The 23,444-nt window shown below is 70.5% G+C and carries 16 protein-coding genes; 9 read left to right on the forward strand and 7 right to left on the reverse strand.

The window, feature by feature from the left end:
• Positions 1 to 22 precede the first annotated feature (22 nt).
• The 4 genes from ACTMVF_RS29500 to ACTMVF_RS29515 all read left to right on the forward strand — a co-directional run bounded on the left by ACTMVF_RS29500 (position 23) and on the right by ACTMVF_RS29515 (position 8,316).
• Positions 23 to 2,968, forward strand: coding sequence for a DEAD/DEAH box helicase (locus tag ACTMVF_RS29500; RefSeq protein WP_441274137.1), 2,946 nt, complete (start codon positions 23 to 25; stop codon positions 2,966 to 2,968).
• Positions 2,968 to 7,143 carry an Eco57I restriction-modification methylase domain-containing protein gene (locus tag ACTMVF_RS29505; RefSeq protein ID WP_441274138.1) on the forward strand — a complete coding sequence of 1,392 codons (4,176 nt, stop codon included), beginning with the start codon at positions 2,968 to 2,970 and terminating at the stop codon, positions 7,141 to 7,143. The genes ACTMVF_RS29500 and ACTMVF_RS29505 overlap by 1 nt, the downstream gene beginning before the upstream one ends.
• A 150-nt stretch (positions 7,144 to 7,293) precedes the next feature.
• Positions 7,294 to 7,725, forward strand: a complete 432-nt coding sequence (locus ACTMVF_RS29510) for a hypothetical protein (RefSeq protein WP_441274139.1) — start codon at positions 7,294 to 7,296, stop codon at positions 7,723 to 7,725.
• Between the two features lie 150 nt (positions 7,726 to 7,875).
• Entirely contained in the window at positions 7,876 to 8,316 is a 441-nt protein-coding gene (locus ACTMVF_RS29515) for an EcsC family protein (protein WP_441274265.1), read from the forward strand.
• Between the two features lie 51 nt (positions 8,317 to 8,367).
• Here ACTMVF_RS29515 and ACTMVF_RS29520 read toward each other — a convergent pair whose 3' ends face one another.
• Both ACTMVF_RS29520 and ACTMVF_RS29525 read right to left on the reverse strand, forming a co-directional pair.
• The gene (locus ACTMVF_RS29520; RefSeq protein ID WP_441274140.1) at positions 8,368 to 8,559 is read right to left on the reverse strand and encodes a DUF397 domain-containing protein; all 192 of its coding nucleotides are present in this window, start codon (positions 8,557 to 8,559) and stop codon (positions 8,368 to 8,370) included.
• Positions 8,556 to 9,452, reverse strand: coding sequence for a helix-turn-helix domain-containing protein (locus ACTMVF_RS29525; protein ID WP_441274141.1), 897 nt, complete (start codon positions 9,450 to 9,452; stop codon positions 8,556 to 8,558). Before ACTMVF_RS29525 ends, ACTMVF_RS29520 begins: the two co-directional genes overlap by 4 nt.
• Before the next feature lie 170 nt (positions 9,453 to 9,622).
• On the opposite strand from ACTMVF_RS29525, the gene ACTMVF_RS29530 reads away from it, so the two are divergent.
• The 3 genes from ACTMVF_RS29530 (at position 9,623) to ACTMVF_RS29540 (ending at position 10,890) form a co-directional block, all read left to right on the forward strand.
• Complete coding sequence (locus ACTMVF_RS29530; protein ID WP_048586309.1) at positions 9,623 to 10,066, forward strand: ATP-binding protein; 444 nt, start codon at positions 9,623 to 9,625, stop codon at positions 10,064 to 10,066.
• A 162-nt stretch (positions 10,067 to 10,228) separates the two neighbouring features.
• Entirely contained in the window at positions 10,229 to 10,471 is a 243-nt protein-coding gene (locus ACTMVF_RS29535; RefSeq protein WP_048586308.1) for a type II toxin-antitoxin system VapB family antitoxin, read from the forward strand.
• Entirely contained in the window at positions 10,471 to 10,890 is a 420-nt protein-coding gene (locus ACTMVF_RS29540; protein WP_441274142.1) for a PIN domain nuclease, read from the forward strand. Before ACTMVF_RS29535 ends, ACTMVF_RS29540 begins: the two co-directional genes overlap by 1 nt.
• 69 nt (positions 10,891 to 10,959) lie before the next feature.
• Here the strand turns inward: ACTMVF_RS29540 and ACTMVF_RS29545 are convergent, their stop codons facing one another.
• The 5 genes from ACTMVF_RS29545 to ACTMVF_RS29565 form a co-directional block, all read right to left on the reverse strand.
• Complete coding sequence (locus ACTMVF_RS29545) at positions 10,960 to 12,270, reverse strand: hypothetical protein (RefSeq protein ID WP_441274143.1); 1,311 nt, start codon at positions 12,268 to 12,270, stop codon at positions 10,960 to 10,962.
• Positions 12,271 to 12,315: 45 nt separating this feature from the next.
• The gene (locus tag ACTMVF_RS29550) at positions 12,316 to 13,428 is read right to left on the reverse strand and encodes an AAA family ATPase (RefSeq protein WP_441274144.1); all 1,113 of its coding nucleotides are present in this window, start codon (positions 13,426 to 13,428) and stop codon (positions 12,316 to 12,318) included.
• Between the two features lie 5 nt (positions 13,429 to 13,433).
• A complete protein-coding gene (drmB, locus tag ACTMVF_RS29555; protein WP_441274145.1) occupies positions 13,434 to 15,308 on the reverse strand; it encodes a DrmB family protein in 1,875 nt (624 codons plus the stop codon).
• Positions 15,305 to 18,454 (reverse strand): helicase-related protein, encoded by a 3,150-nt coding sequence (locus ACTMVF_RS29560; RefSeq protein ID WP_441274146.1) that lies wholly within the window; start codon positions 18,452 to 18,454, stop codon positions 15,305 to 15,307. Before ACTMVF_RS29560 ends, drmB begins: the two co-directional genes overlap by 4 nt.
• 81 nt (positions 18,455 to 18,535) lie before the next feature.
• The gene (locus ACTMVF_RS29565) at positions 18,536 to 20,149 is read right to left on the reverse strand and encodes a sigma-70 family RNA polymerase sigma factor (protein WP_441274147.1); all 1,614 of its coding nucleotides are present in this window, start codon (positions 20,147 to 20,149) and stop codon (positions 18,536 to 18,538) included.
• A gap of 182 nt (positions 20,150 to 20,331) precedes the next feature.
• On the opposite strand from ACTMVF_RS29565, the gene ACTMVF_RS29570 reads away from it, so the two are divergent.
• Complete coding sequence (locus tag ACTMVF_RS29570; protein ID WP_441274148.1) at positions 20,332 to 22,158, forward strand: AAA family ATPase; 1,827 nt, start codon at positions 20,332 to 20,334, stop codon at positions 22,156 to 22,158.
• On the forward strand, positions 22,155 to 23,414 hold the full coding sequence (locus tag ACTMVF_RS29575) for an McrC family protein (RefSeq protein WP_441274149.1): 1,260 nt from the start codon (positions 22,155 to 22,157) through the stop codon (positions 23,412 to 23,414). Before ACTMVF_RS29570 ends, ACTMVF_RS29575 begins: the two co-directional genes overlap by 4 nt.
• The last annotated feature ends 30 nt before the right edge of the window (positions 23,415 to 23,444 follow it).

Consider the following 23,444-nt stretch of genomic DNA (forward strand, 5'->3'; position numbering starts at 1 on the left):
CCTTTAGGAACCGAGACATCTCATGAGCCTCACGTACACAGCCGGCTCGCTGGTCGCCGCCCGTGGCCGGGAATGGGTGGTGCTGCCCGAGAGCGCGCCCGACATGCTGGTGCTGCGTCCGCTGGGCGGGAGCGACGACGACATCGCGGCCGTGTTCCCCACGTTCGAGGACGTACGTCCCGCGGAGTTCGCGGCGCCGAGCCCGGCCGACCTGGGCGACCAGCGCGCCGCCGGTCTGCTGCGCACCGCGCTGCGCATCGGGTTCCGGTCGGGCGCGGGCCCGTTCCGCTCCCTGGCGTCGATCGCCGTGGAGCCCCGCGCCTACCAGCTGGTCCCGCTGCTGATGGCACTGCGGCAGCGCACCGTGCGGCTGCTGATCTCGGACGATGTCGGCATCGGCAAGACCGTCGAAGCCGGCCTGATCGCCAAGGAGTTGCTGGCGCAGGGCGAGGCGACCAAGCTGGCCGTGCTGTGCTCCCCCGCGCTCGCCGAGCAGTGGCAGGGCGAGCTGCGGGAGAAGTTCGGCATCGACGCCGAACTGGTCCTGGCCTCCACGGTGTCGCGTCTGGAGCGCGGCCTGGAGCTGGGCCAGTCCCTGTTCGACAAGCACCACTTCACGATCATCTCGACGGACTTCATCAAGTCGACCCGACACCGCGAGGACTTCGTACGGCACTGTCCGGACCTGGTGATCGTCGACGAGGCGCACTCCTGCGTGGCCGCCGACGACGCCACTCAAGGCGGCACGTCCTCCACGAACCAGCTCCGCTACGAGCTGCTGCGCAGGATCTCCGCCGACGCCGACCGCCATCTGCTGCTGCTGACGGCGACCCCGCACTCCGGCAAGGAGTCCGCGTTCCGCAACCTGCTGGGCCTGGTGCGGCCCGAGTTGGCGACGCTGAACCTGGAGACCCCGGCGGGGCGGGCGAAGCTCGCCGAGTACTTCGTGGCCCGTAAGCGCGCCGACGTCCGCACCTACCTCACCAAGGAGGACGGCCTCACCGACGACTCCCTGGCCGAGCGGACCGCGTTCCCCTCCGACCGCTGGACGAAGGACGAGCCGTACAAGCTGACCCCCGCCTACCGGGCGCTGCTGGACGACGCCATCGCCTACGCCAGGGACCGCGTCCAGGCGGCCGGTGAGCAGGGCAAGCGGGAGGCCCGGGTCGCCTGGTGGTCCGTCATCGCGCTGCTGCGCTCGATGGTGTCCTCGCCGGCGGCCGCAGCGCAGACCCTGAAGACCCGTTCCGAGTCCGCCGCCGCCCGCACCGCGCAGGAGGCGGATGTGCTAGGCGCCCCGGTGGCCGCCGACTCCGCGGACAACGACCGGCTGGAGGGCATGGACGTCGCACCGGGCGCCGCCGAGTCGGAGGAGGCGGGCGCCAGGCTGCTCGAACTCTCGCAGCGGGCCGAGCAGTTGGTCGGCCCGGCCGAGGACGCGAAGCTGAAGGCCCTCACCCGGCACCTGAAGGGTCTGATCGCCGACGGCTACCACCCGATCGTCTTCTGCCGTTACATCCCCACCGCCGAGTATCTCGCCGAGCAGCTCGACGGCAAGCTCGGCAAGAAGACGAAGATCGCCGCCGTGACCGGCACCCTCTCCCCGCAGCAGCGTCTGGAGCGCATCGAGCAGCTCGCCGCCGAGTCCGCCGAAGAGGCCGGCGACCCGGCCGTCCGCCGCGTGCTGATCGCCACCGACTGCCTCTCCGAGGGCGTCAACCTCCAGCACCACTTCGACGCCGTCGTCCACTACGACCTCGCCTGGAACCCGACCCGCCACGACCAGCGCGAGGGCCGCGTCGACCGCTACGGACAGAAGCGCGACCAGGTCCGGGTCATCACCATGTTCGGCGAGGACAACGGCATCGACGGCAAGGTCCTGGAGGTGCTGTTCACCAAGCACCGGCAGATCAAGAAGGACCTGGGCATCTCCGTCTCCGTCCCCGACGAGACCGCCTCCGGTGTCACCGACGCCGTCGTGGAGTGGCTGCTGCTGCACGGCCGACAGGGCAGCCAGGAGAGCCTGTTCGAGCTGGACGGCCACCAGGAGTCCTTCGAGCGTATCGAGCGCGAGTGGAACTCGGCCGCCGAGCGGGAGAAGACCTCCCAGTCCAAGTACGCCCAGCGCGCCATCCACCCGGAGGAGGTCGCGCGCGAAGTCGCCGCCGTACGGGCCGCGCTCGGCGGCGCCGACGAGGTGCGCGGCTTCACCCTGGAGGCGCTGCGCGACCTGGACGCCCTGGTCCGGGACCCGCGCGACGGCAGCGGCGACTTCACCGCCCAGGTCGGCGGCACCCCGGCCGGCCTGCGTGACGCGCTCGCCGCCACCCTCGGCGGCCGGCTCGTCGAGGAGGACCGGGAGATCCCGTTCCGCACCACTCCGGCCATCGCCCGTGGCGAGGCCGCCCTCGTCCGCACCGATCCGGCGATCGGGGCCATCGCCTCGTACGTCCTGGACTCGGCGCTGGACGCCAACACCCTCGGCCCGCGCCCGGCCCGCCGCTGCGGTGTGGTCACCACGGACGCGGTGACGATCCGCACCACGCTCCTCCTGGTCCGCTACCGCTTCCACCTCACGCTGCCGTCCCGTACCGGTGAGCGGCAGGTGGTCGCGGAGGACGCCCGTCTGCTCGCCTACGAGGGGATGCCGTCGCGCGCCCGGTGGCTGGACGACGACAGCGCCGCCGCGCTCCTGGCGGCCCGCGCCTCCGCCAACACCCATGAGCAGCTCGCCCGCAACCAGATCACCCGCGCCCTGGACGGCCTGCCGGACCTGTCCGCGCATCTCACCGAGTACGGCAAGACACTGGCCGCGGAACTCGACGCCTCGCACCGCCGGGTCCGCAAGGCCAACGAGGAGATCGTCCGCGGCCTGAAGGTCGTCCCGCAGGAGCCCGCCGACGTCCTCGGCGTGTACGTGTACGTACCGCAGCAGCCCGTTTCTACTGTGCCCGGAGCCGAATCCTGATGTCCGCCGCCACCCGCACCGCCCTGGCCTTCACCGCCGTCACCACGGTCGGCGGGCTACTCCCCGCCGACATGCTGCTGCGCATCGCCGAGGCCCGGAACCTGCCGGGCACCAAGCCCGGCGACTACGGCCTGCCCTCCTCGGTGCCCGTCCGCGACGAGGCCGAGCGCGCCTGGGAATACCTCAAGCCGCTCTGGCGCGACCTGCGCACGGCCCTTCCCTCGGACCCGAAGACGGGCGCACCGGCCGCCGACCCGACCGGCCGGGCCGGTACCGACTGGCTCGCCCAGCTGTTCCGCAAGCTGGACTTCGGCGCGCTGACGGAGGTGGGACCGCACGGCATTCCAGCCGACACCGACCCCGACAAGCACTTCCCGGTCTCCCACCGTCACGGCCGGGCCCTCGTCCACCTCGTTACCTGGAACCAGGACCTGGACAAGCGCGCGGCGGGCCAGGTCCCCCCGCAGTCCATGGTCCAGGACTGCCTCAACCGCACCGAGGCCCATCTGTGGGCGGTCCTCACCAACGGCCGCCGCGTACGTCTGCTGCGCGACTCCTCGTCCTTCGCTACGGCTGCCTACGTCGACTTCGACCTGGAAGCCATCTTCGACGGCGAGCTGTTCAGCGAGTTCGTGCTGCTGTACTGCGTGCTGCACGCGTCCCGGTTCACGGTGGCGGAGGGGACGGCGGCCTCGGGGTGCTGGCTGGAGAAGTGGCGGACGGTCGCCATAGAGTCCGGCAGCCGGGCCCTCGACCACTTCCGCGACGGCGTCCAGGCGGCCCTCACCGTCCTCGGCACCGGTTTCCTCAGCCACCCGGACAACACCGCCCTCCGCGCCAACCTGGACGTCCACGCCTTCCAGACGGCCCTGCTGCGGCTCGTCTACCGCATGATCTTCCTCTTCGTGGCCGAGGACCGGGGCGCCCTGCTGGACCCCGACGCGGACGAGCGAACCGTCGACCGCTTCACCCGCTACTTCTCCACGGCCCGCCTCCGCCGCCATGCGCTACGACGCCTGGGCACGGCACACGACGACCGGTACCGCGCCCTGGAGCTGCTGATCGAGGCGCTGGGCTCCGAGCAGGGCCGCCCCGAGCTGGGACTCAAGGGACTCGGCGGCCTCTTCAACGACACCCCGGCCGACAAGCCCCTGCGTGGCGTGCGGCTCGCCAACCGTCACCTCTTCGAGGCCGTCAAGCACCTGGCCCGCGTACGGGACGCCGGTTCCGCGCGCTGGCGTCCGGTGGACTACCTGCGCATGGGCGCCGAGGAACTGGGGTCCGTGTACGAGGCGTTGCTGGAGCTGGTGCCCAAGCACAGCGCCGCCGACCGCACCTTCGAACTGGTCGACCGGATTGGCAACGACCGCAAGAAGACCGGCAGTTACTACACCCCGACCCCGCTCACCGAGACCCTCCTCGACTCCACGCTGAACCCGGTGATCGACGACACGGTCAAGCGCGGGGAGCAGCGCGCGAGTGCCGAGGGGCAGCCCGACCCCGCCGACACGATCGTCGAGGAGCTCCTGTCCCTCACGGTGTGCGACCCCGCGTGCGGGTCGGGGCACTTCCTGGTGGCGGCGGCACGGCGTATCGCCAAGCGGGTCGCCGCAGTGCGTGAGCGCAACCCTGAGCCCACGGACGAGGCCGTGCGTCACGCCCTGCACCAGGTCGTCGCGCGCTGTGTGTACGGCGTGGACCTCAACCCCCTGGCTGTCGAGCTCGCCAAGGTGTCCCTGTGGCTGGAGGCGATGGAGCCCGGCCGCCCGCTCGGCTTCCTCGACGCCCACATCAAGCACGGCAATGGCCTGATCGGGGCGACGCCCGCGCTGATGCGGGACGGGATCCCCGACAAGGCGTTCAAGAAGGCCGAGGGCGACGACGAGGGGTGGGCACGGCAGCTCCTCTCCCGTAACTCCCACGAACGCGAGGGCCAAGGCGGCCTGTTCGAGGTCGAAACGGAGACGAAGGTCGCCAACGGCTCGTTCGCACGCGGGCTGCGCCGGATCACGGCGGCCCCGGCCGGTGACCTCAAGGACATCCGTCGCAAGGAGGCCGACTACCAGGACTGGGCGAATTCCGCGGAGTATCTGCGGGCCCTGCATCTGGCGGACGCGTGGTGTGCGGCGTTCGTCTGGGTGAAGAGGGAGGAGGCACCACCGGCCATCACGCACAAGGTGTTCCGGGGGCTTGAGGACGCCGAGGGGGACGCGGCACCGCAGTCGACCCACGACGAGATCGTGCGGCTGCGGGACCAGTACGCCTTCTTCCACTGGCACCTGGAGTTCCCGGAGGTCTTCGCGGTTCCGGAGGACGGGGACGTGGCCTCGGGCGCGGGGGCGGTCGACTCGGGGACGGGGTGGGCCGGGGGGTTCTCTTGTGTGGTGGGGAATCCGCCGTGGGACAAGGTCGACTTCCACGACAAGAACTACTTCAGTGTGGTCGCCCCCGAGATCGCGGAGATCGCCGGGACGGCTCGGCGCAACCGGATCGCCGAGTGGGAAGAGGAGAACCCGGAGGCCGGGAAGCGGTACCGGGAGGCGCGGCGCGCGGTTAAGGGGACGTTCCACTTCGCGGGGGATTCTGGAGTGTTCCCCTTGTGCGCAAAGGGACTGACCGTCAAGGGCGTTAACTCCCTCCAGACGGACTCCCTTTTCGCCGAGCGCATGGCAAACGTGGTCGCGGCCGAGGGACGGTTCGGCCTGATCCTACCGACTGTCATCGCGACCGGGGCAGGGTCTCAGTATCTGTTCTCGGACTTCACCCAACGTGGGGTTCTGGCATCGCTGTACGACTTCGAGAACCGTCGCCCAAAGTCGCCCGCGTTGCCGCAGGGCGGCCGGTGGTTCGAGAGTGTGCACGCCAGCTACAAGTTCTGCCTGTTCGCCCTTACTGGACGTGCCACGAGCGCGGACGCCAGCCGCTTCGGCTTCTTCCTGTCCGACATCACGGATCTGGAGGACCCGAACCGGGTGTTCGCCCTGGACCCGGAGGACCTGGCCCGAATCAACCCGAACACGGGCACCCTCCCGGTGTTCCGCACGCAGCGCCATGCGGACATCACGGCCGGCGTGTACCGACGCGTGCCGGTGCTGTGGAACGAGAGGCGCCGGGGCGGCAACCCTTGGGGCATGTCGTTCAAGCGCCTCTTCGACATGACCGATGATTCCGACCTCTTCCGCAGCCGCGAGCGGCTTGAGGGCGAGGCGTGGGAGTTGCGGGGCAACGTCTTCGAGCGGGGCGAGGAGCGGATGCTACCTCTGTACGAGGCGAAGATGGTGGACTTCTTCAACCACCGTGCCGCCGACGTGGTGAAGAGCTTGACCGCTGTCAACCGCCAGAACCAGCCCAAGTACCTGCCCTCCCAGGAACTGCAAGACCCCGCGCGCCTGGCCCTACCGCTCAACTGGATCCAGCGGGACGGCAAGATTCCCACGCGGCGTAACAACAAGGACGTCCAGGTCAAGGGCATCGAGCTGCGGCTCGCCGACGAGCACTGGGACCGTGATTGGCTCTGCGGCTGGTGCGACGTCACCGCCTCGACCAACGAGCGCACCGCTATCCCCGCCTTCCTCCCGCGCACAGCTGTCGGCAACACCTACTCACTGATGCTGCCGCGCGTCGCACCGCCACTGGTCGCCGCCCTGATCGCGACCCAGTCCTCGCTCGCCTTCGACTTCGTAAGCCGCCAGAAGATCAGCGACGCCCACATGAAGCCGTTCATCTGGAAGCAGCTCCCCGTCCCCACCCCCACCACCCTCGAACCCCACCTCCCCTACCTCCTCCCTCGTGTCCTCGAACTCGTCTACACCGCCTACGACATGACCCCACTTGCCCGTGACCTGGACGACGAGGGCGAGCCGTTCCAATGGGACGACGACCGCCGCGCCCAACTGCGCGCCGAGTTGGACGCGTACTTCTTCCACCTCTACGGAATCTCCCGCGAGGACACCGACTACATCTTGGAGTCCTTCCAGTCCGAGTCGGGCGGCCTGAAGAACAACGAGATCTCCGCGTTCGGCGAGTACCGGACCAAGCGCCTCGTCCTTACCGAGTACGACCGCATGGCCACCGCCGGTCTGACCCTGGAGAACCCCCTCACGGAGGGCGAGTCCGGCACCTACCGCTCCACCCTCACCCCGCCCCCAGGCCGGGGCCCGCGGCACTCCGCCTGACAGCCCGACCCCGACCCCCGTTCAAGAACGCGAGCGGGCCCAACCACCGTGTCCGGGCCCGCACTTCGGGGTTCGGCGTCACGCGTACCCGTACCCCAACCAGCCCCGCACCACGCCACCCGGCGATTCCCGTCGAAACGGAGAACCTCAGTGACCACTGACGCCGACCAACTCCGCGACGGCATACCCGCGATGAGCGAATACGACGAGCAGGTGTGGGCCTGGCAGCGCCGCAACAACCGCCGTGGTCTGCCTAACTGGGCGAGCACTGCCCTCAGTCGCACCGGCGAGGCCGCCGGGAAAGCCACCGGACAGGTCGCCGATGTCGTCCCGGACGCGATCTCGGAACCGATGCGGCGCGCGGGCGACGCCGTCGCCGAGAAGACCATGCGACCGGCGCTGGCGGGCGCGGCAGCGTTGCTCGAACTGGTCAACGAATGGGCTTTGGAGCTCAACGACCCGAAGAACGTCGAGAAGCTCGCCCGCAAGCAGGGGCTCGAACTCGACAGTTTCACCGAACTACGGAAGCAGGATCTCAAGGTCTGCGACCGGCTACTGACCCGCAACCTGACCGGCTACTGACCCGCAACACCCTCAAGTGGCGCACCGCCGACGCGTTCTAAGGCGGCACCATGGGCCTGCTGGCCCGGGCCCTCGTCGCCGGTATCCCCGCCTCGATGACGGCGGAACATCCTCGTCATCCAGGTCCTGAGCACGTCGATCGCGTCGCGTATCGCGTACTCGTACGGCTACGATGCCAAGGACCCCGACGAGCAGGTCTTCATCCAACGCCTCGTACGCCGGTCCTTCACGGCCCAGGCGGCCAAGGCCGAGCCGTTGCGTGACACCGCTCGGGCGGCGCACGCCATCAAGGGACGCGTCAAGTGGTCGGAGAAGCTCCGCAGCGACCGCCGTCTCCTGGCCGCCCTGGAGAAGTTGATGCAGCAGCTCGGCCCGGCAGGCACCAGGGTGCCGGTGCAAAACGTGGCCAAGGTCGTACCGTTCGTGGGCATCCTCATCGGCGCCGGCATGAACTCCGCGGTCCTCGGCAGGGTGGCCAAGGACGCCCAGCGGTACTGCCAGACCCGCTTCCTGTGCGAGAAGTACGGGCTGCCACTCCCGGCCGCACCGGCGTCCGACGAGGATGACGACCCCCAGGCCGACGCCACGTGAGTGCTGCGGTGGCGCCCGATCAGAGCGCCACCGTCGCGTCCGCCGCCCCCCTCAGGTGTGGTCCACGAACCGCACGAACGACCGCCAGCCCTCAGGGCCGACCGCGAAAGCCGGGTGGCTCACATCCTTGGAGTCCCGTACGTGGACGGCCTGTTCGGTGATCGCGATCTCCACGCAGTCGTCGCCCTCACTGCCGCTGTAGCTGGACTTGAACCAGGCAAGGCCCGTCGTACCGCTGCTCATAGCTCTCCTCGGAGTCGCTCCAGCAAGGCCCGGGATTCGTTAGGGCTCAGGGCCTGCGAACGCAGTGTTTCATAGCGTTGACAGAGCGCACTCACCTCCTTCGAATCGGAGATCAGCCGCCCGTTCTTCTGCCCCTCGGAGTACCCGAGCCGCTGCCCCGCCGGAGTCTCCAAGATCCGCACCGGCCCATCCAGACACGCATGCAACCCCGCATCCAGCGGCACCACCTGAAGCGTCACATTGCGCGGAGCGCTGCGCTCCAGCACATGGTCGAGCAGCTCACGCATCGCCTCCGCGTCCCCGAACCGCCGCCGGAACACGTGCTCCTCGACGATGAAGCTGAACGGCACCGTGGGCCGCTCCCGCATCATCTTCTGCCGTTCCATCCGAGCCGTGAGCTGCGCCTCCAGCTCCGCATCCGTCCGCAGCGGGATCGTGCCCTCGAACACCGCCCGCGCATACGCCTCCGACTGCAACAACCCAGGCACCAACCGGCACTCATACGTACACAGGCTCACCGCCTCCCGCTCCAGCCGAGCCCACCGCCGGAACCACGCGGCGAGCCCCGCCTCACCCCGGGTGAGATGGCGGGCCGATTTCCGGAGCGCGCCGGTGTTGCCGGTGGCCTCCTCCGCGCGCTCCACGAACGCCTCGTCCGGCATGCGACGCCCCAACTCCACGGACTCCACGGACTCCACGGTGTGTTTGGAGAACCGCACCCACGTACCGAGTTCCTCGCGGCTGAGCCCCGCGTGCTCGCGCAGCGCTTGAAGGACGGCGCCGAACGTGCGCAGACTGTCCGACGGGTGAGGTTCCCGCTCCCACTCCCCCGTCGGGACCGCCCGAACCGTCCCGACGCCCCCGGCCGCCGCGTCCCCCTCGACGTTGCCCATCCGCTGCCCCTCTCTCCGCACGGCACCACAACAGTGCCTCACAGCCCCGCACTTGCCACTCAGCGTGACGAATCATGCAGCGTACTGTCCACCCTTTGTGTCCGTACGCTGACTCCGCGTACGGGGTGCCGCGCTCCCTCTCACCCGCCCCCAACGGCCACGCTGGCGCCATGAACCACGCCACTCCCCAACTCGGCGCCCCCACCCGCACCTTCACGCAGCTTTTGTCGTCCACCCGGCGGGGCGCCCGGCTCGCCCGACTGCTCGCCGTGACCGAACTGCGGTCCTGGAACACCCCGCAGGACCTCACGGAGCGTGCCGAACTCGTCGTATCGGAACTTGCCACGAACGCCGTGCTCCACGGCCGCGTACCCGGTCGCAGCTTTCGCCTGACCCTCGCGTTCGACGCCTCGCCCGGTCTCCTTCGCATCGACGTCACTGACGCGCGTGGAGACCGGTGGCCGCAGGCCCGTCCCGTGAGCGCCGTATCAGACGCCTCGCTCCACACCAGCGGGCGCGGCCTCGCGCTCGTCGCGGCGGCCGCCGACCGCTGGGAGACCCTCCCCTTTCCGCCCAGCGGCAAGACCGTCCGGGCGGTGCTCTCAGCACCGTGAGGGGCAACGGCCCTCACCCACGGAGAATGCACGCGCGCCACGCCTCCACGAACGCCGCAGCCGCCCCTCCGCGACAGGAACACTCGCCTCAAATGATATCTCTCAAAGCTAAGGAATGGTATCGTTTCACTGACGTAAATCGTCTCCGAAGGGATCGCGCACATGGCCAGAACCGTTATCGACCTCGACGAGGACATGGTCGCCGAAGCCATGCGCATCTTCGGGACCAAAACGAAGGCCAAGGCCGTCCGCCTCGCCATGGAAGACGCCGTCAAGAGGCACCTGCGACAGGAGGGCTTCGACGCCATGGACGCCGGCGAACTCGACTTCAGCGAGATCGTCGAGAACACCGGCCCCCGTAACGCGGACGGCTCCCTCAAGCGCGGGGGAGGCCAAGCCGCCTGATGCAGGACCGCTATCTGATCGACAAGTCCGCCCTCGCCCGCTGGACGAAGCCGAGCGTCAAGGAGGTGCTCAAGCCTCTGCATGAGCGCTACCTGCTCGCCGTATGCCGCCCCACCGAGTTCGAGATGATCCACTCGGCACGGGACAGTTCGGAAGCGACACGTATCAGCACCTGGCTCCACGCCTTCGACTTCCTCGGAACCGACGACGACGCCTTCAGCCGCGCCCTTGAGATCCAGCGCCATGCCCTCAACGCGGGCTTCCACCGCGCCCTGTCCCTACCCGACCTGCTGATCGCCGCCACAGCCGAACTGAACCAGCGAACGGTCCTCCACTACGACGGGGACTTCGACATGATCGCCTCCCTCACCGGCCAGCCCACCGAGTGGGTCGTCCCACCCGGCAGCGCCGACCGGTGAGCGTGCGGCCTCAAGTCACCTGTGCAACCCCGCACCGCTCAGCAAGTGAGAGCGCGAGCGCGTCAACGCCTACACGGGCAGCGCGGGGAACACGGTCACGGAGCCGTCCTTGTCCCGGGCGATCTCGATCGCCACGTCCATCGGGCGACCACTGACCGAGACGCCGGCACCCAGCTGGTGAATACGGTGTGCCGCGCTCATGAGGCGATCGACCTCACCGGTCGTGAAGACGGGTCGCAGACCGTTCGGGCGTGCCAGTTCCAGGGCCGACAGGCGTACCAGGACAGCGGCGATGCCCGACTCCAGTTCGTCGAGGCGCTGCTGGTCGCGCTTGAGTGCGCGGGTGAAGTTCTCGAAAGAGTTGCCGGGTTCGCTCTGGGCGTGCTCGACGGCCTGGAGGACGACGACCCGCCGCTTCAGCGCGACAGCCAGGGAAGCGAGTTCGAGGTGGGCGCGGAACGTGCCGCCGTGGTCGTCGACGCCGGGGAACGACTTGGTCAACGTGCCGAGTTCGACGGCCTCGCCCTCGGGCAGTCCGTCGAGCGCGCTCTGCCATCGGGCAAGGCGGCGGTCGGCTTTGCCGAGCGCCGTGTTGATGGCATGCACCGCCGAGTCGAGTCCCAGCGAGACACCGAGCTTGCCCTGGTCGAGCAGAATCGCGGTGGCTTTGTCGATGGCGTCGCGGCAGCCGTCGAGTTCGCTGTGCTCGTCGTCGAGCTTGTCCTCCTGAAGTTGCTCCAGCAGTTGTGTGATGTGTTCGATGGCCTGCTGGCGCTTGCGGTCGGCGTGCGCGCTCACGCCCACCGCCACGGCCATGAGCACGAGTGGAGCGGCCACGGTGAGCGCCGTGCCGCCGGCGGCCGCGGCACCGGCGGTCGCGCCGGCCCCGCCGGCCGTGCCAGCCGCTGCCGCTCCTCCGACCGGCACGAACCTCGCTTTGGAGGCGATCCTGCCCGTCGAGCTCACGAGCTCACCGTAGATGGCACCGGCCGCCCCCTTCGGCACCATCGGGCGGACGAGGCCCTGTCCGAACTGGGCGGCGACCTTCGCCGGAACCACCATGCGATACAGATTCTCGCCGGAAGCGGTCGCTCTGGCCGTCGTGAGGGAAGTGCGCGTCGACTGCGTGATGAACTGCGACAGGTGCTGCGCCAAGGGGCTCGCGGCGTCGAGCGGGATGCCACGGCCTCGGTCGATCTTGTCGGGCAGCGGATGCGCCTCCAGCGTGACGATCGGCTGGTCGGCCAGGACGGCCAGCACTCCGCGCAGTTCAGCCAGGCGCTCAGCGGTCATCGACTCGCCCGCGGTCACCCCTGACACCCGGACGTCAGCGGTCGCCAGCGTCCACACGGGCACGGTCGTCTTGCGGTCGTCAGTCATCGTCTCCCCTTGTGATTTGCAGCGTGCTCGTGGCCTCGGTCGCCCTCACCGCAGGTGCACCCGCCCGTCCAGCCCCTCCAGGTGCCGCGGCATCCGATTGCCCTGCCAGTTCAGCACCAGCCGCTCCCGGGCGCGGGTGATCATGACGTAATACGCCATGCGCAGGGCTGCCGACGTGGGGTCGGCGGCGGAGTCTGACTCCGCGTCGGCGATGACGACCGTGTCGAAGTCGAGGCCCTTGGCGCTGGCGCGGTGGACGAGGACGACGCCTGGGCGGGCGAGGTCGAGGTCGCGATAGCGGCCGGAGGAGGCCGCCGAGCTGTAGAGCTGGGGCTCCTGGGCCAGGCCCGCGCGCTCCAGGCGGCGCATCAGGTCGGCGGCCGTACGCGCGGAGTTGACGATGACGCCGATGCGGTCCCGTGGGTGCCGGGCCGCCAGGGCGGTGATGTCGTCGGCGAGGTCCTTGGTGCCGGAACAGTGGCGGACCACGGGCAGCGTCCCGCTGCGGAAGGGGATGTCGGGTCGGGTGCCGCCCGTGCGGAAGTGCTCGGCGAGGGAGGCGATCTCGCGGCTGTTGCGGTGGTTCCCGCCGATCTCGACACGGCGAGTGGAGCGGCCGAGGGCGTCGGTGATCTCGGTGAGGGTGGAGTTCGTCTCGGTGAGGCGCTGGCACTCGTCGGCGAGGACCGTGACGGAGGCGGCGGCGATACGGGCCACCCGGTAGAAGCCGGGCGACAGGTCCTGGCCCTCGTCGACGACGAGGTGGGGTGTGGTCGTGTCGTCCTCGCCGAGCGTCTCGGCGGCCTGGCCGGTGAGGGCCGTCCAGTCGAACCAGCCGTCCTGGGTGCGCGGTGCGCCGTATCCGAAGTGGCGCAGAACCCAGCCGTGGACGGTGGCGGCCTCGACGGGGGCACCGGGGACCGTGAGGCCCTGGAGCGTGTCCCGCAGGAGCTGGCGCAGGAGGTTGGAGCGGGTCAGGAGCAGGGTGGGTCTGCCGGTGAGGGAGAGGTGGACGGCGCGGTGCGCGGCGAGCAGGCTTTTGCCGCTGCCGGGCGGGCCGCTGACGACGTGGTTGCCGGTCAGCGGTAGGGCGTCCAGGCAGTCGCGCTGGTCGGGCGTGAGGTCCGGGTGGAGGACGGGGGCGTTCGCGGTGGTCATGGGCGTCATCCCAGGGCCGTGGCGGCCGCGTACTCGCGGCTCGCGGTGAGGACGTCGGTGAAGTAGCCGGGGACGCGGGCGGAGCCGACGACCAGGGCGCGGTCGAGGAGGGTGTTGCCGGTCTGGCAGCTCGTCTCGGGCAGCAGGGTGCAGGCGTGGCAGGCGGCCCGGTTGAGGTTGCCGAAGCCCTGGCCGGTGTGCTCGGCACACAGCGGGTCGGCCGAGCACCAGGCGGCGGCTTCCAGCATGCGGATCAGTGTCTCGGCGAAGTGCGGTGCCTCGCCCTGCCGGACCAGACCGCCGAGGGTGCCTTCCGCGTCACCGGCGGCCGTGTAGACCAGCAGTCCGCGCTGGCCGTACTCGGGGCGGCCGTACACGCGCTCGCGCAGGCTTGCGGTGGTGTAGCCGGAGTCGAAGGAGAGCTGGCGGATGAGGAGGTGGGCGAGGGTGTGCAGGAGAAGGAAGCGGGGTGAGAGGTCGCTGCCGACCGTTTCGGCCAGTTGCTCGTCGCGGAACGACGCGTCCAGGTCCGTCCGGACGCCGTGGACGTGGGCCTGGACGCGGGGGTCGCGTTCCCAGGCGGTGAGGCGCTGCTCGTCGAGGGTGAGGACGATGCCCTCGCCGTAGACCTCGGTCGCGGGCAGCCAGCGCAGGCGGCCGCTGGTGTCGGCGCGTACGAGGGTGCCGTGCGGGGAGTGGCGGCGGAACCCGGTCAGGGCCCTTACCTCGCGCAGGCGGTCGGCGAGGACGACGCCGTCGATGTGCGCGTCGAGGGTGGCCCAGGGCTCCTCGCTCTCGCCGTCGAGGCCGAGGCCGCCGCGCCGGATCGCGAACTCCTTTGTGGGCTCCGGGAGTTCGACGGCGTCGAAGGCATACCACTCATCGCGGCTCACGTCGGGCTTCGCCGGCTCCGGCCGCTCGGCGGGCAGGGGCGCGGGTGCGCCCGTGGCCTCCGCGAGGAGCTGGTCGATGAGGCTGTCGGGGGCGTCGGTGTCCTCCTTGATCATGTCGCGGAAGACCTCGGCCCGGGGCGTGCCGTGTACGTCGATCAGGTTCGTCCAGTAGCCGTGGTTTCGGACCGTCTCCGCCAAGTCCTGTTCGGCCCGGGGTGGTTCGGCGGTCTGGGGGATGTCCAGGGCCGAGTAGACCGACGGGTAGTAGACGTTGCCGGCGGTGCGCTGCACGATGTGGACCTGCTGGCCGCAGGTGGCGTTGTCGATCCGGCGCTGCCAGGGGTTGCGGCCGGAGCAGTGGCCGCCCTGGGGGCCGAGGATGTCGAGCAGGTCCCGCTCGGCGCCGCACGGCTTGCCGCCCTCCCCCGTCGCTCCGCAGCGCACCGAGAGCGCTTCGAGCCCGGACGCGCGGTCGGCGACCCGGAAGCTGAGCCGGCGTGCCTTCCATGTCTGCTTCGACTCGGAGCAGGCGGCCCGTCGTTCGGGGGTGACGGTGGAGTGGGCCCAGTACCACCAGTCGACGTCGTCGAGGTGGCCGTCCGCGCAGATGCGGACGAACCGCATGGGGGTCAGGCGGGGTGCGGCGGCGCAGGATGTACAGACGGGCGGCTCGCCCGGCTTCTCGTGCTCGCGCAGGAAGCGGACCATGACCCGGCAGGCCCCGCAGAACAGCCAGCCGGGGAAGCGCACGTAGGGGACGCCGGGGCGGTCGGGCTGGTCGTAGCGGTCGTTGAGGGTGTGCGGGGCGGCGTAGAAGCCAGTGACGCCCAGGCGGTCGGCGAGCCGCTGGGACGGGACGGAGGGCTTGAGCTGCGGCCAGTTCTCGATGCCGGCGGCGACGAATGACTCGCCCTGCACGTCGAGTACGGCGCCGACGCCGAACGGCAGCACGGTCTGCGCCTGGCGGACCCGGAGTTTGCGCGTCACTTTCCTGCTCCCGTCACGGTGATCTGGCACTCTCGATCGACGCTGCGCATGGAGTTGAGGGTCTCCCACAGGCCGTAGCGCTGCTCGAAGCTCTTGAGCAGGTTGTGCTGTCCCTTGCCCTGGCTGCCGTAGTAGAGGCTCTTGCCCTCGGCCTCCGCCGCCTCGGTCTGCCGGTACCAGGCGTCCAGGAGGTAGCCGAGTTCCGCGCGGACGTCGGCGCGTACGGCGTCGGCGTCGGCTCCCGTGGCGTCGCGCTCGGCGACCGCGGCGCGCTCGGCGAGGGCGTCGGCGATCTGCTCGGCCTCGTCCTTGCGGCGGGTGAGCAGTCCGGCCTCGTTCTCCGCGGCCAGGCCGAGCCGGTGGCGGACGAGGATGACGAGCACGGCGTGCAGGGCGCGGCGGCGGGCGGGCAGGGACCAGGGGGTGATGCTGGCGGGTTCGACGTACCGGTAGAGGGCCCGGTGGTAGTCGATGAAGGTCTCGTAGTGCGAACGGTCGCGCGGGCGGGTGGCGTTGAAGTAGGTGACGACCAGTCCGGGCACGTGGTGCCGGCCGACGCGGCTGGTGGCCTGGATGTACTCGGCGGTGGTCTTGGGCTGGCCCTGCATGAGCAGGTACGCGAGCCGCTTCACGTCGACGCCGACGGAGAGCATGTTGGTGCACGGCAGGAACGAGACCGACCGGGGATCCGTCCACGGCCTTTCGAGGCGGTCGAGGAGGATGGGCTGGTCGGCGCGCGGCACGCTGCTGTCGAGTTGCTGCACGTGCTCGCCGTCCAGCGCGCGAACGCCCGCGCCCTCGTCGAGCGACCGGAGCTGGGCGGGGATGTCGTCGCCGGCCGCGGTCACGGTCCGGCCCAGCTCACGCAGGCTGTGGTGGTAGGCGACGAGGGTCCAGTAGTCGTCGCGGTGCTCCTCGGGGAGCTGGTGGACGCCCTGGAGCATGGCCGCGGTGGTGGCGACGGCGCCGCGGCCCGCAGTGTGGCCCTGGGCCATGACGCCGAGGTAGAGGCGGCCGGGTCGGCCAGTGTCGGGGACGGCGAAGAAGCTGTCGCGGGCGTCGAGTCCGGACGGCGGGAAGAGCTGGACGTCCTGGTGGTGCAGGGCGCGCACCTGCTCTGCGGAGCGCCGGATGGTGGCCGTGGCGGCGACGATCTTGGGCGGGCGGCCGGCCGCGTCGGTGCACAGCTCCAGGACGGCCGCTTCGTAGAGGCCGACGGTGGTGCCGAGCGGCCCGGTGAGCAGGTGCAGCTCGTCCTGGATGATCAGGGACGGAGGCGGGTTGCCGGTGCCGGCGCCGAAGAGACGGCCGGAGTCGGGCTCCCAGGCGAGCCGTGCGAACTTGTCGACGGTGCCGAGGACGAAGGTGGGCGGGTTCCGGTAGAGATGCTGGTCGACGACGGCGACGGGCAGGACGTCGTGGAAGGCGCACTCGTCACGGGGGCAGTTGAAGGCGAAGTCGTCCGGTTCGGCGCGCACTCCGTAGTCGGAGCGGACGCCGGAGCGGCTCTGCGGCAGGATGCGGGTGCCGCACCACGGGCAGCGGTCGAGGATGAAGACGTCTGTGGGGTGGCTGGCCTCGCGCTGCTCGTCGAAGGTGGTCTTGGCCGCCTCGAAGCTGTTGGGGGTGGTGCTTTCGCCGACCCACAGTCCGATGGTGATCGGCCTGTCCCCGAGACCGAGTCCGGGTTCGGTGCGGCGCAGGTGTTCCAGTGCGCAGATCGTGGTGGCGGCGCGCTGGAACTGCTGGGTGGTGAGCAGGCTGAGGGTGTAGCGGCTGAGCACGGCGGTTCCGTCGCCCTCGCCTCGGATCCGGCGCAGGGCGATGGTGAAGGCGGCCAGGAGCAGATAGGCCTCGGTCTTGCCACCGCCGGTGGGGAACCAGATCAGGTCGGTGGTCTCGCGGTCGCGGTGATCGGCGTCGGCGACGCCGTCGAGGGCGAGGAGGAAGAACGCCAGCTGGAAGGGGCGCCAGGCGGCCTTGGGGTCGACGGGCGGCTCGATGGCCACGGGCTCCGAGCGGTGGCGCCGCTGACCGGCCTGGTCGGGGGCGGAGTGCCGCATCTGGAGCAGCATGGCGCGCTGGGCGATACGGAAGGCGGCGAGGAGTTCGGGGCGGGCAGGATCGCACAGGGTGCGCACGCCCGCTTCGATCCGGGTGACCGCCTGGCGGACGCGGCCGAGGATCCGCTCCGCGGCCTCCCGCCCCCAGGGCGGCACGTCGACGGATCGCTGGCCCACGTACCAGGCGTGGTACGCGGCGGCGAACTCGGCCAGCTCCTCACGGAGTTGATCAGCGCTGACGGCCGGGTCGGCGAGGTGGGAGACGGTGAGCACGGGGGCGTCGAGCGGGCCACCGGCCCGGGTGGCGGGCACCTCGGCGCGCGGCAGTGCCTCGCAGGCAAGGAGTGCAACGCCGCCGTCCTCGCCGGGGTCCTCCCGGACGGCACAGCCGTGGCCGACGGCATGGGTGACCACGTGCCGGTACTGGAGGCGCAGTTCGCGTTCCTCGGGATCGCGACTGGCGAGCCTGACGCTGGGATACGGCAGCACGGCGCCGCCGGTGGGGCGTACCGTGAGCCGGCACTGGAACAGCATGTCGTCCCAGCTCGGCGCCTTGCCTTCGGAGCCGTCGTGGCGGGCGGTGTTGACGAGGGCGACGGTGACGAGCGTGCCGTCGCCGTAGGAGCGGCGGGTCAGCTGGATCTTCGCGCGGCCGTCGAGGACGGGCACTTCCGTCCGGTCAGGGCCGACCGTGTGTGTCTCCGGCGTGAAGGGGTGGCGCTGCCAGCGCCGCCCACGGCCGGGTTCGTTGCGCTGGGTCTCGTAGCGGGCGGCTGCGCAGCTCACCTCGACGTGGGTGGCGTCGGTGTAGAAGCTGAGGCCGAGGGACGCGGGCAGCCAGCTGTTGGTCTCGGGCACCGGGTCGGGAGCCGGGTCCACGTCGGGGGCCGCCTCCTCGGTGCCGGGCGCCTCGGGGTCGTCGGCCGCGAGGGCGAGCTGCCGCTGGAGATCGGCCTGTTGGGGGTAGAGCGTGCCCATGAGGTACTGCCGGTCGGGCGGTGCGTCGAGCACCTCGTCGTCACCGCCGGCGGGACCGACGAGCTGGCGGGTGAGGTAGTCGACCAGCTCCTGGCGGGGGTCCATGTGCGGTTCCTTCGGATGAGAGTGGAGAGTGGTGACGGGCGCGGCGGTGTACGCGCCGGTTGCGGCGGTGTATGCGCGGGTTCAGGGGGGCGGCGCCACCAGGCCGTGGCGGGCCGCATGACCGTAGAACTTCGCCTTGGCCTTCGATTCGATCTGGCGGATGCGCTCGCGGGTGACTCCGAAGACGACGCCGATCTCCTCCAACGTGCCCGGCTCGTCACCGTCGAGTCCGGTGCGCCGGACGAGCACGTGCCGCTCTCGCTCGGAGAGCTCCTCCAGTACGAGGCGCAGCCGCGCCATCAACTCCTTGCGGATCAACACGACGTCAGGGCCGGGCAGTCGGCTCGGCCCGATGATCAGGTCACCGAGCGCGGCGTCATCGCCGATGATCCGGTCCAGGGAGTCGGTGGGCCGGCTGATCCGGCGCACCTCCTCCACTTCGGCGAAGGTGAGGCCGCTGACGTACGCCACGTTGTCGACGGTCCTGGGGCGGCCTTCGTTCAGGAGCTTGCGCTCGGCGACGGCGACCTTGCTGACTTTTTCGTGGACGTACGCGGGCAGTCGGATCAGGGTGCCCTCGTCGGCGATGGCCCTCGTGATGGCCTGCTTGATCCACCAGGTCGCGTACGTCGAGAACTTGAAGCCCTTGGTGGCGTCGAACCTACGGACCGCACGCAGGAGTCCGATGGTTCCGTGCTGGACGAGATCGTCGGCGTCCAGTCCGCGTCCCTGGTAGCCGAGCGCGATCTTCCAGACGAGCCGCTGGTTGTGCAGGACGAGGCATTCGTAAGCGCGCCACCGCTCGCCGTCTCGGGGCAGGGCGGCAATCTCCTCCACCGGAACATCGCGGCCGAGGCGGTCGGTACGACCGAGGCGGTCTTCACCGCCGCGCAGGAGCACGGCGAGGCCGACTTCCTCTTCCGCCTTGAGCAGCACCTTGGCGGTGCCGCGCCGCCATCGGTCCGCCTCCAGCACCGCCCTGGCCGCGAGCACGGCGTCGGCCAGTCGCGGGGCCGTGACGGAATCGGCGGAGCGGGCGGGCTTGCCGCCGGCCGGCACCTTCGCGGGTGCGGCGCTCGGCGTCGCGGTGGATGCGGGTGCCGCGCGCCGCGTCTGACCGACCGTCACCGCCTGGCCAGACCTGACGGGACTCACAGACCTGACGGCACTTACGGACCTGGCGGGACTGACGGGCGGGCGGGGGCGGGTGATCGGGAAGTCGGCGGTCAGCTCACGCGCTTCGGTGGGGCTGAGCCCGTGCAGCCGTACGACGCCGTCGTGGGCGAGCTTGCCGACGCTGCCGCCCGCGTCGGCGTAGCGGGCCAGCATCCGCCGGGCCTGGGCCATGCGGACGGCCGCTGCGGAAGGGACGGCGGGCGATACCGGGGGCGCTGTCGCGGAAGGGACGGCGGACGATACCGGGGGCGCTGTCGCGGAAAGGACGGCGGGCGGTACCGGGGAGGACGCCTTCACCGACGGGACCGCGGCCCGGCGCGAGGCCTTCACATGGATGCCGACCGTAGCGAGCCCCTTCCTGAGCCTCGCTCGCTGCTCGTCGGTCCTGAGCCCGAGCCGTTCCGCTTCCGCCGCGAAAGCCCGCTGACTGACCACGCCCGCACGGGAGGCGCAGCCTCTCAGTCTCTTGATGACGGACGGCAACTCCGCCTCGATCATGCGCCGTTCGACCTCGGCCACCGGCTCCCCCTCATGCCCCCGCTCCAGCAAGCCTGCCGGAGATATCCACACTTTAAGACCGGAGTAGTCACATCCTCAACATATTCTGTGCATGCGTTTACTTGTACTCCTAGTCGCTTGACAGTGTCAACAGGTAATGTGACGGTGTTCGTGAAGACCCCGCCCCACCCGGAAGGTCACTCATGCCCCAGCCCGAACGCCTCCCCGGCACGCCCGAGTTCCGCATCAAGCTCCCCAAGGACGGCGGTGAGGCGCGCGGGCATCTGCTCGCCGAGTTCGGCGGCAACGGCACACACAAGTTCCTCCTGCGGGAGGGGTCGGCGGTGGCCGCCGAGGCATGGCCCGGACTCGGCGACCACGCCCGCCGGATCCGCGCGGACCTGCGCGCGAGAGGCGGGTTCGCGGACGCGCCCGCCTCTCCCGACGAGCCGCAGGCACCGCCGCGTTGGGTGGCGACCCGGGACATCGAGTGCAACTCCTCTTCAGCCGCCGCCGCGCTCGTGTACGGCTACGACGCGTCCGGGCCGGAGTCCTGGCGAACCTCCGAGGGCCACCCGCTCGCCGACTATCTGTCCACCGGCTGGCGGGCCCCGCGCAAGGCGTGGCTGGTGCGCGGTTCCAATGTCTCCGGGCACAACCTGGTGCGGCAGCTGTGGCTGAAGGAGGGGTTCGTCTCGCTCGCGGCCGCGCACCTGCCGCCCTTGGAGGAGACCGATCCGACGAAGAGCACGCTGCGCCGCTTCGTCGAGGACGGGTACGAGGGGGCGGCCTCGTACAACCAGAAGCGGGGTCTCGTCGACGAACTGCACGCCTTCCTGACGCAGATGCGCATCGGCGACACCGTGGCCACCATCGGCGACGGCCGGCTGCACATCGGGCGGATCACCGGAGACGCCGTACAGACCTCGTCGCCGGGCGGGCTGTCCAACCTGCGCAGGACCGTCACCTGGTTCACGAAGAGCCATGCGTACGAGGAACTGCCGGAGGAAGTGCAGCAGAGGCTGTCCGTCCAGCACGACGTCGTCGACCTGGCCGGCGTCCTGGACGCGCTGGACGCGCTCATCGGGCTTGCAGACGGTACGGACCCGGCAGCAACCGGCGACAGTGGCGAACACCCCGCCGCCGAACGGCCGGGGCCTCGGGAGCTCACGCTGCCGGACATCACCGAGGCACTCGCCGCCGAACTCCTCGTACACGACCGCGCCTGGCTGGACGAGATGCGTGAACTCCTCCTTGAAGAGCGGCAGTTGGTGCTCTACGGCCCACCGGGCACTGGGAAGACCTACCTGGCGATGAAGCTGGCCGAGTACTTCGGCGGCGGTCCGGAGCAGGTGAAGATCGTGCAGTTCCACCCGTCGTATGCCTACGAGGACTTCTTCGAGGGGTTCCGGCCCGTGGAGGATCCCGAGACGCGCGAGGTGGCCTTCCGGCTCACGGCGGGACCGTTGCGGGAACTCGCCGACCTCGCCTCCCGCGAGGGCAACCGGCACATCCCGCACTTCCTGATCATCGACGAGATCAACCGGGCCAACCTGGCGAAGGTCTTCGGCGAGCTGTACTTCCTCCTGGAGTACCGCACGCGGTCGGTCCGGCTCACCTACTCCGGGGACGACTTCGCGCTGCCGCCCAACCTGTTCGTGATCGGCACGATGAACACCGCCGACCGGTCGATCGCCCTGGTCGACGCGGCGATGCGGCGCCGATTCGCGTTCGTGGAACTGTCCCCGCGCACCGAGCCGACCGCCGGACTGCTCGCCCGCTGGCTGCAGCGCGAGGACAGGGACCCGGAGCCCGCCCGCCTCCTCGATGCCCTCAACGCACGTATCGACGACGCCGACTTCGCCATCGGGCCTTCGTATTTGATGAAACCGGGCGTGTACCGCGACGGAGGCCTGGAACGGACCTGGCGCACGAAGATCCTGCCGCTGCTGGAGGAGCACCACTACGGCGAGGGGCTCGACGTCGGCGCCCGCTACGGCCTCGACTCGCTGCGCGAGCGGCGCCCGTGACCGTGACCGCGCTTGAGGTGTCGCTGCGGGAGTACGGGCCCGCCGTCTCCGTCCCGCTCGACACCGAGGCCGGGCGGGCCCTGGCCGCCTCCGGCATCCTGCAGAGCGCCACTCCTGACCCCGGCCGGGACAGGCACTGGCTTTTGCGGGCTGGCAGCCGGGTCGGCGCCGTGCGCACGCCCGGCGGTCCGGTCGTACGGATCATGCCCAAGACGCCGGTGAGCCGGCTGTTCTTCCTCCTCGGGTTCAGCCTCGACCCGGCCCGCGCCTGGCGCGACAGCCGGGAGGGCACGATCGACACCGGCGCGTACGACGACGTCGTCCCCGCGCTCGCGCACGCCGTGGAGCGGCAGATCGACGCGGCGCTGCGCCAGGGGGTCCTGCAGGGCTACCGGGAGGTGGCCGAGTCCGCGCTGGTCGTGCGCGGGCGGCTGCGCGAGGCCGAGCAGATCCGGCGGCACTTCGGCCGTACGCCTCCCGCGGAGATCGTCTATGACGCGTACACCGCCGACACCGCGGAGAACCGGATCCTGCGCGCCGCCGCCGAACGGTTGCTGCGGCTTCCGGGCGTGCCCGGTCCGGTCCGGCGGCGCCTCGCCCACCAGCGCGTACGGCTCGCCGACGCGGCGCCGCTGATACGGGGCCAGGAACTGCCACGCTGGCAGCCGTCCCGGCTCAACTCCCGCTATCAGCCCGCGCTGCGACTCGCCGAGGCCGTCCTGCGCGGCACCTCGCCGGAACACCGGCCGGCCGGCGCGGCACCACTCGCCGTGGACGGCTTCCTGCTGGACATGAACAGGCTGTTCGAAGACTTCGTGACTGTCGCCCTGCGCGAGGCCCTTCGGGAGCACGGCCTGACCGCCCGCCTCCAGGACCCCCACCACCTCGACACCGCTGGTCTCGTGCGGATGCGGCCCGACCTCGTCGTCCGCACCGGTGACGGTCGTACTCCGCTCGCCGTCGTCGACGCCAAGTACAAGGTCGAGAAGGCCGACGGGCTCCTCAACGCCGATCTGTACCAGGCGCTCGCCTACGCCACCGTGCTCGGTCTGCGCGAGGCGCACCTGGTGTACGCGGCCGGACGCCGACCTGAGCGATTCCACGAGGTGCGCGGAACGCAGGCGGGGCCGGACAGCCGGGGAGTGCGGCTCTACCAGCACAGCCTCGATCTGTCCCGGGAACCGGAACAACTCCTGTCAACTCTCCGGGACATCGCCGGACGGCTGCCCACGGCCGCCCCGGATCCCCGATCATGAAACACCGTTCGGCAGAAAGGAACAGACCTC

Source organism: Streptomyces sp. SD31 (assembly GCF_052068475.1).
GTDB lineage: Bacteria > Actinomycetota > Actinomycetes > Streptomycetales > Streptomycetaceae > Streptomyces.

Bases quoted from the DNA above. Each gene is read 5' to 3' on its own strand.
- ACTMVF_RS29535 (WP_048586308.1), top strand. From the start codon at position 10,229: ATGGCCAGAACCGTTATCGACCTCGACGAGGACATGGTCGCCGAAGCC.
- ACTMVF_RS29520 (WP_441274140.1), bottom strand. From the start codon at position 8,559: ATGAGCAGCGGTACGACGGGCCTTGCCTGGTTCAAGTCCAGCTACAGC.
- ACTMVF_RS29570 (WP_441274148.1), top strand. From the start codon at position 20,332: ATGCCCCAGCCCGAACGCCTCCCCGGCACGCCCGAGTTCCGCATCAAG.
- ACTMVF_RS29560 (WP_441274146.1), bottom strand. From the start codon at position 18,454: ATGGACCCCCGCCAGGAGCTGGTCGACTACCTCACCCGCCAGCTCGTC.
- ACTMVF_RS29550 (WP_441274144.1), bottom strand. From the start codon at position 13,428: ATGACCACCGCGAACGCCCCCGTCCTCCACCCGGACCTCACGCCCGAC.
- ACTMVF_RS29525 (WP_441274141.1), bottom strand. From the start codon at position 9,452: ATGGGCAACGTCGAGGGGGACGCGGCGGCCGGGGGCGTCGGGACGGTT.
- ACTMVF_RS29505 (WP_441274138.1), top strand. From the start codon at position 2,968: ATGTCCGCCGCCACCCGCACCGCCCTGGCCTTCACCGCCGTCACCACG.
- ACTMVF_RS29545 (WP_441274143.1), bottom strand. From the start codon at position 12,270: ATGACTGACGACCGCAAGACGACCGTGCCCGTGTGGACGCTGGCGACC.
- ACTMVF_RS29540 (WP_441274142.1), top strand. From the start codon at position 10,471: ATGCAGGACCGCTATCTGATCGACAAGTCCGCCCTCGCCCGCTGGACG.
- ACTMVF_RS29530 (WP_048586309.1), top strand. From the start codon at position 9,623: ATGAACCACGCCACTCCCCAACTCGGCGCCCCCACCCGCACCTTCACG.
- ACTMVF_RS29500 (WP_441274137.1), top strand. From the start codon at position 23: ATGAGCCTCACGTACACAGCCGGCTCGCTGGTCGCCGCCCGTGGCCGG.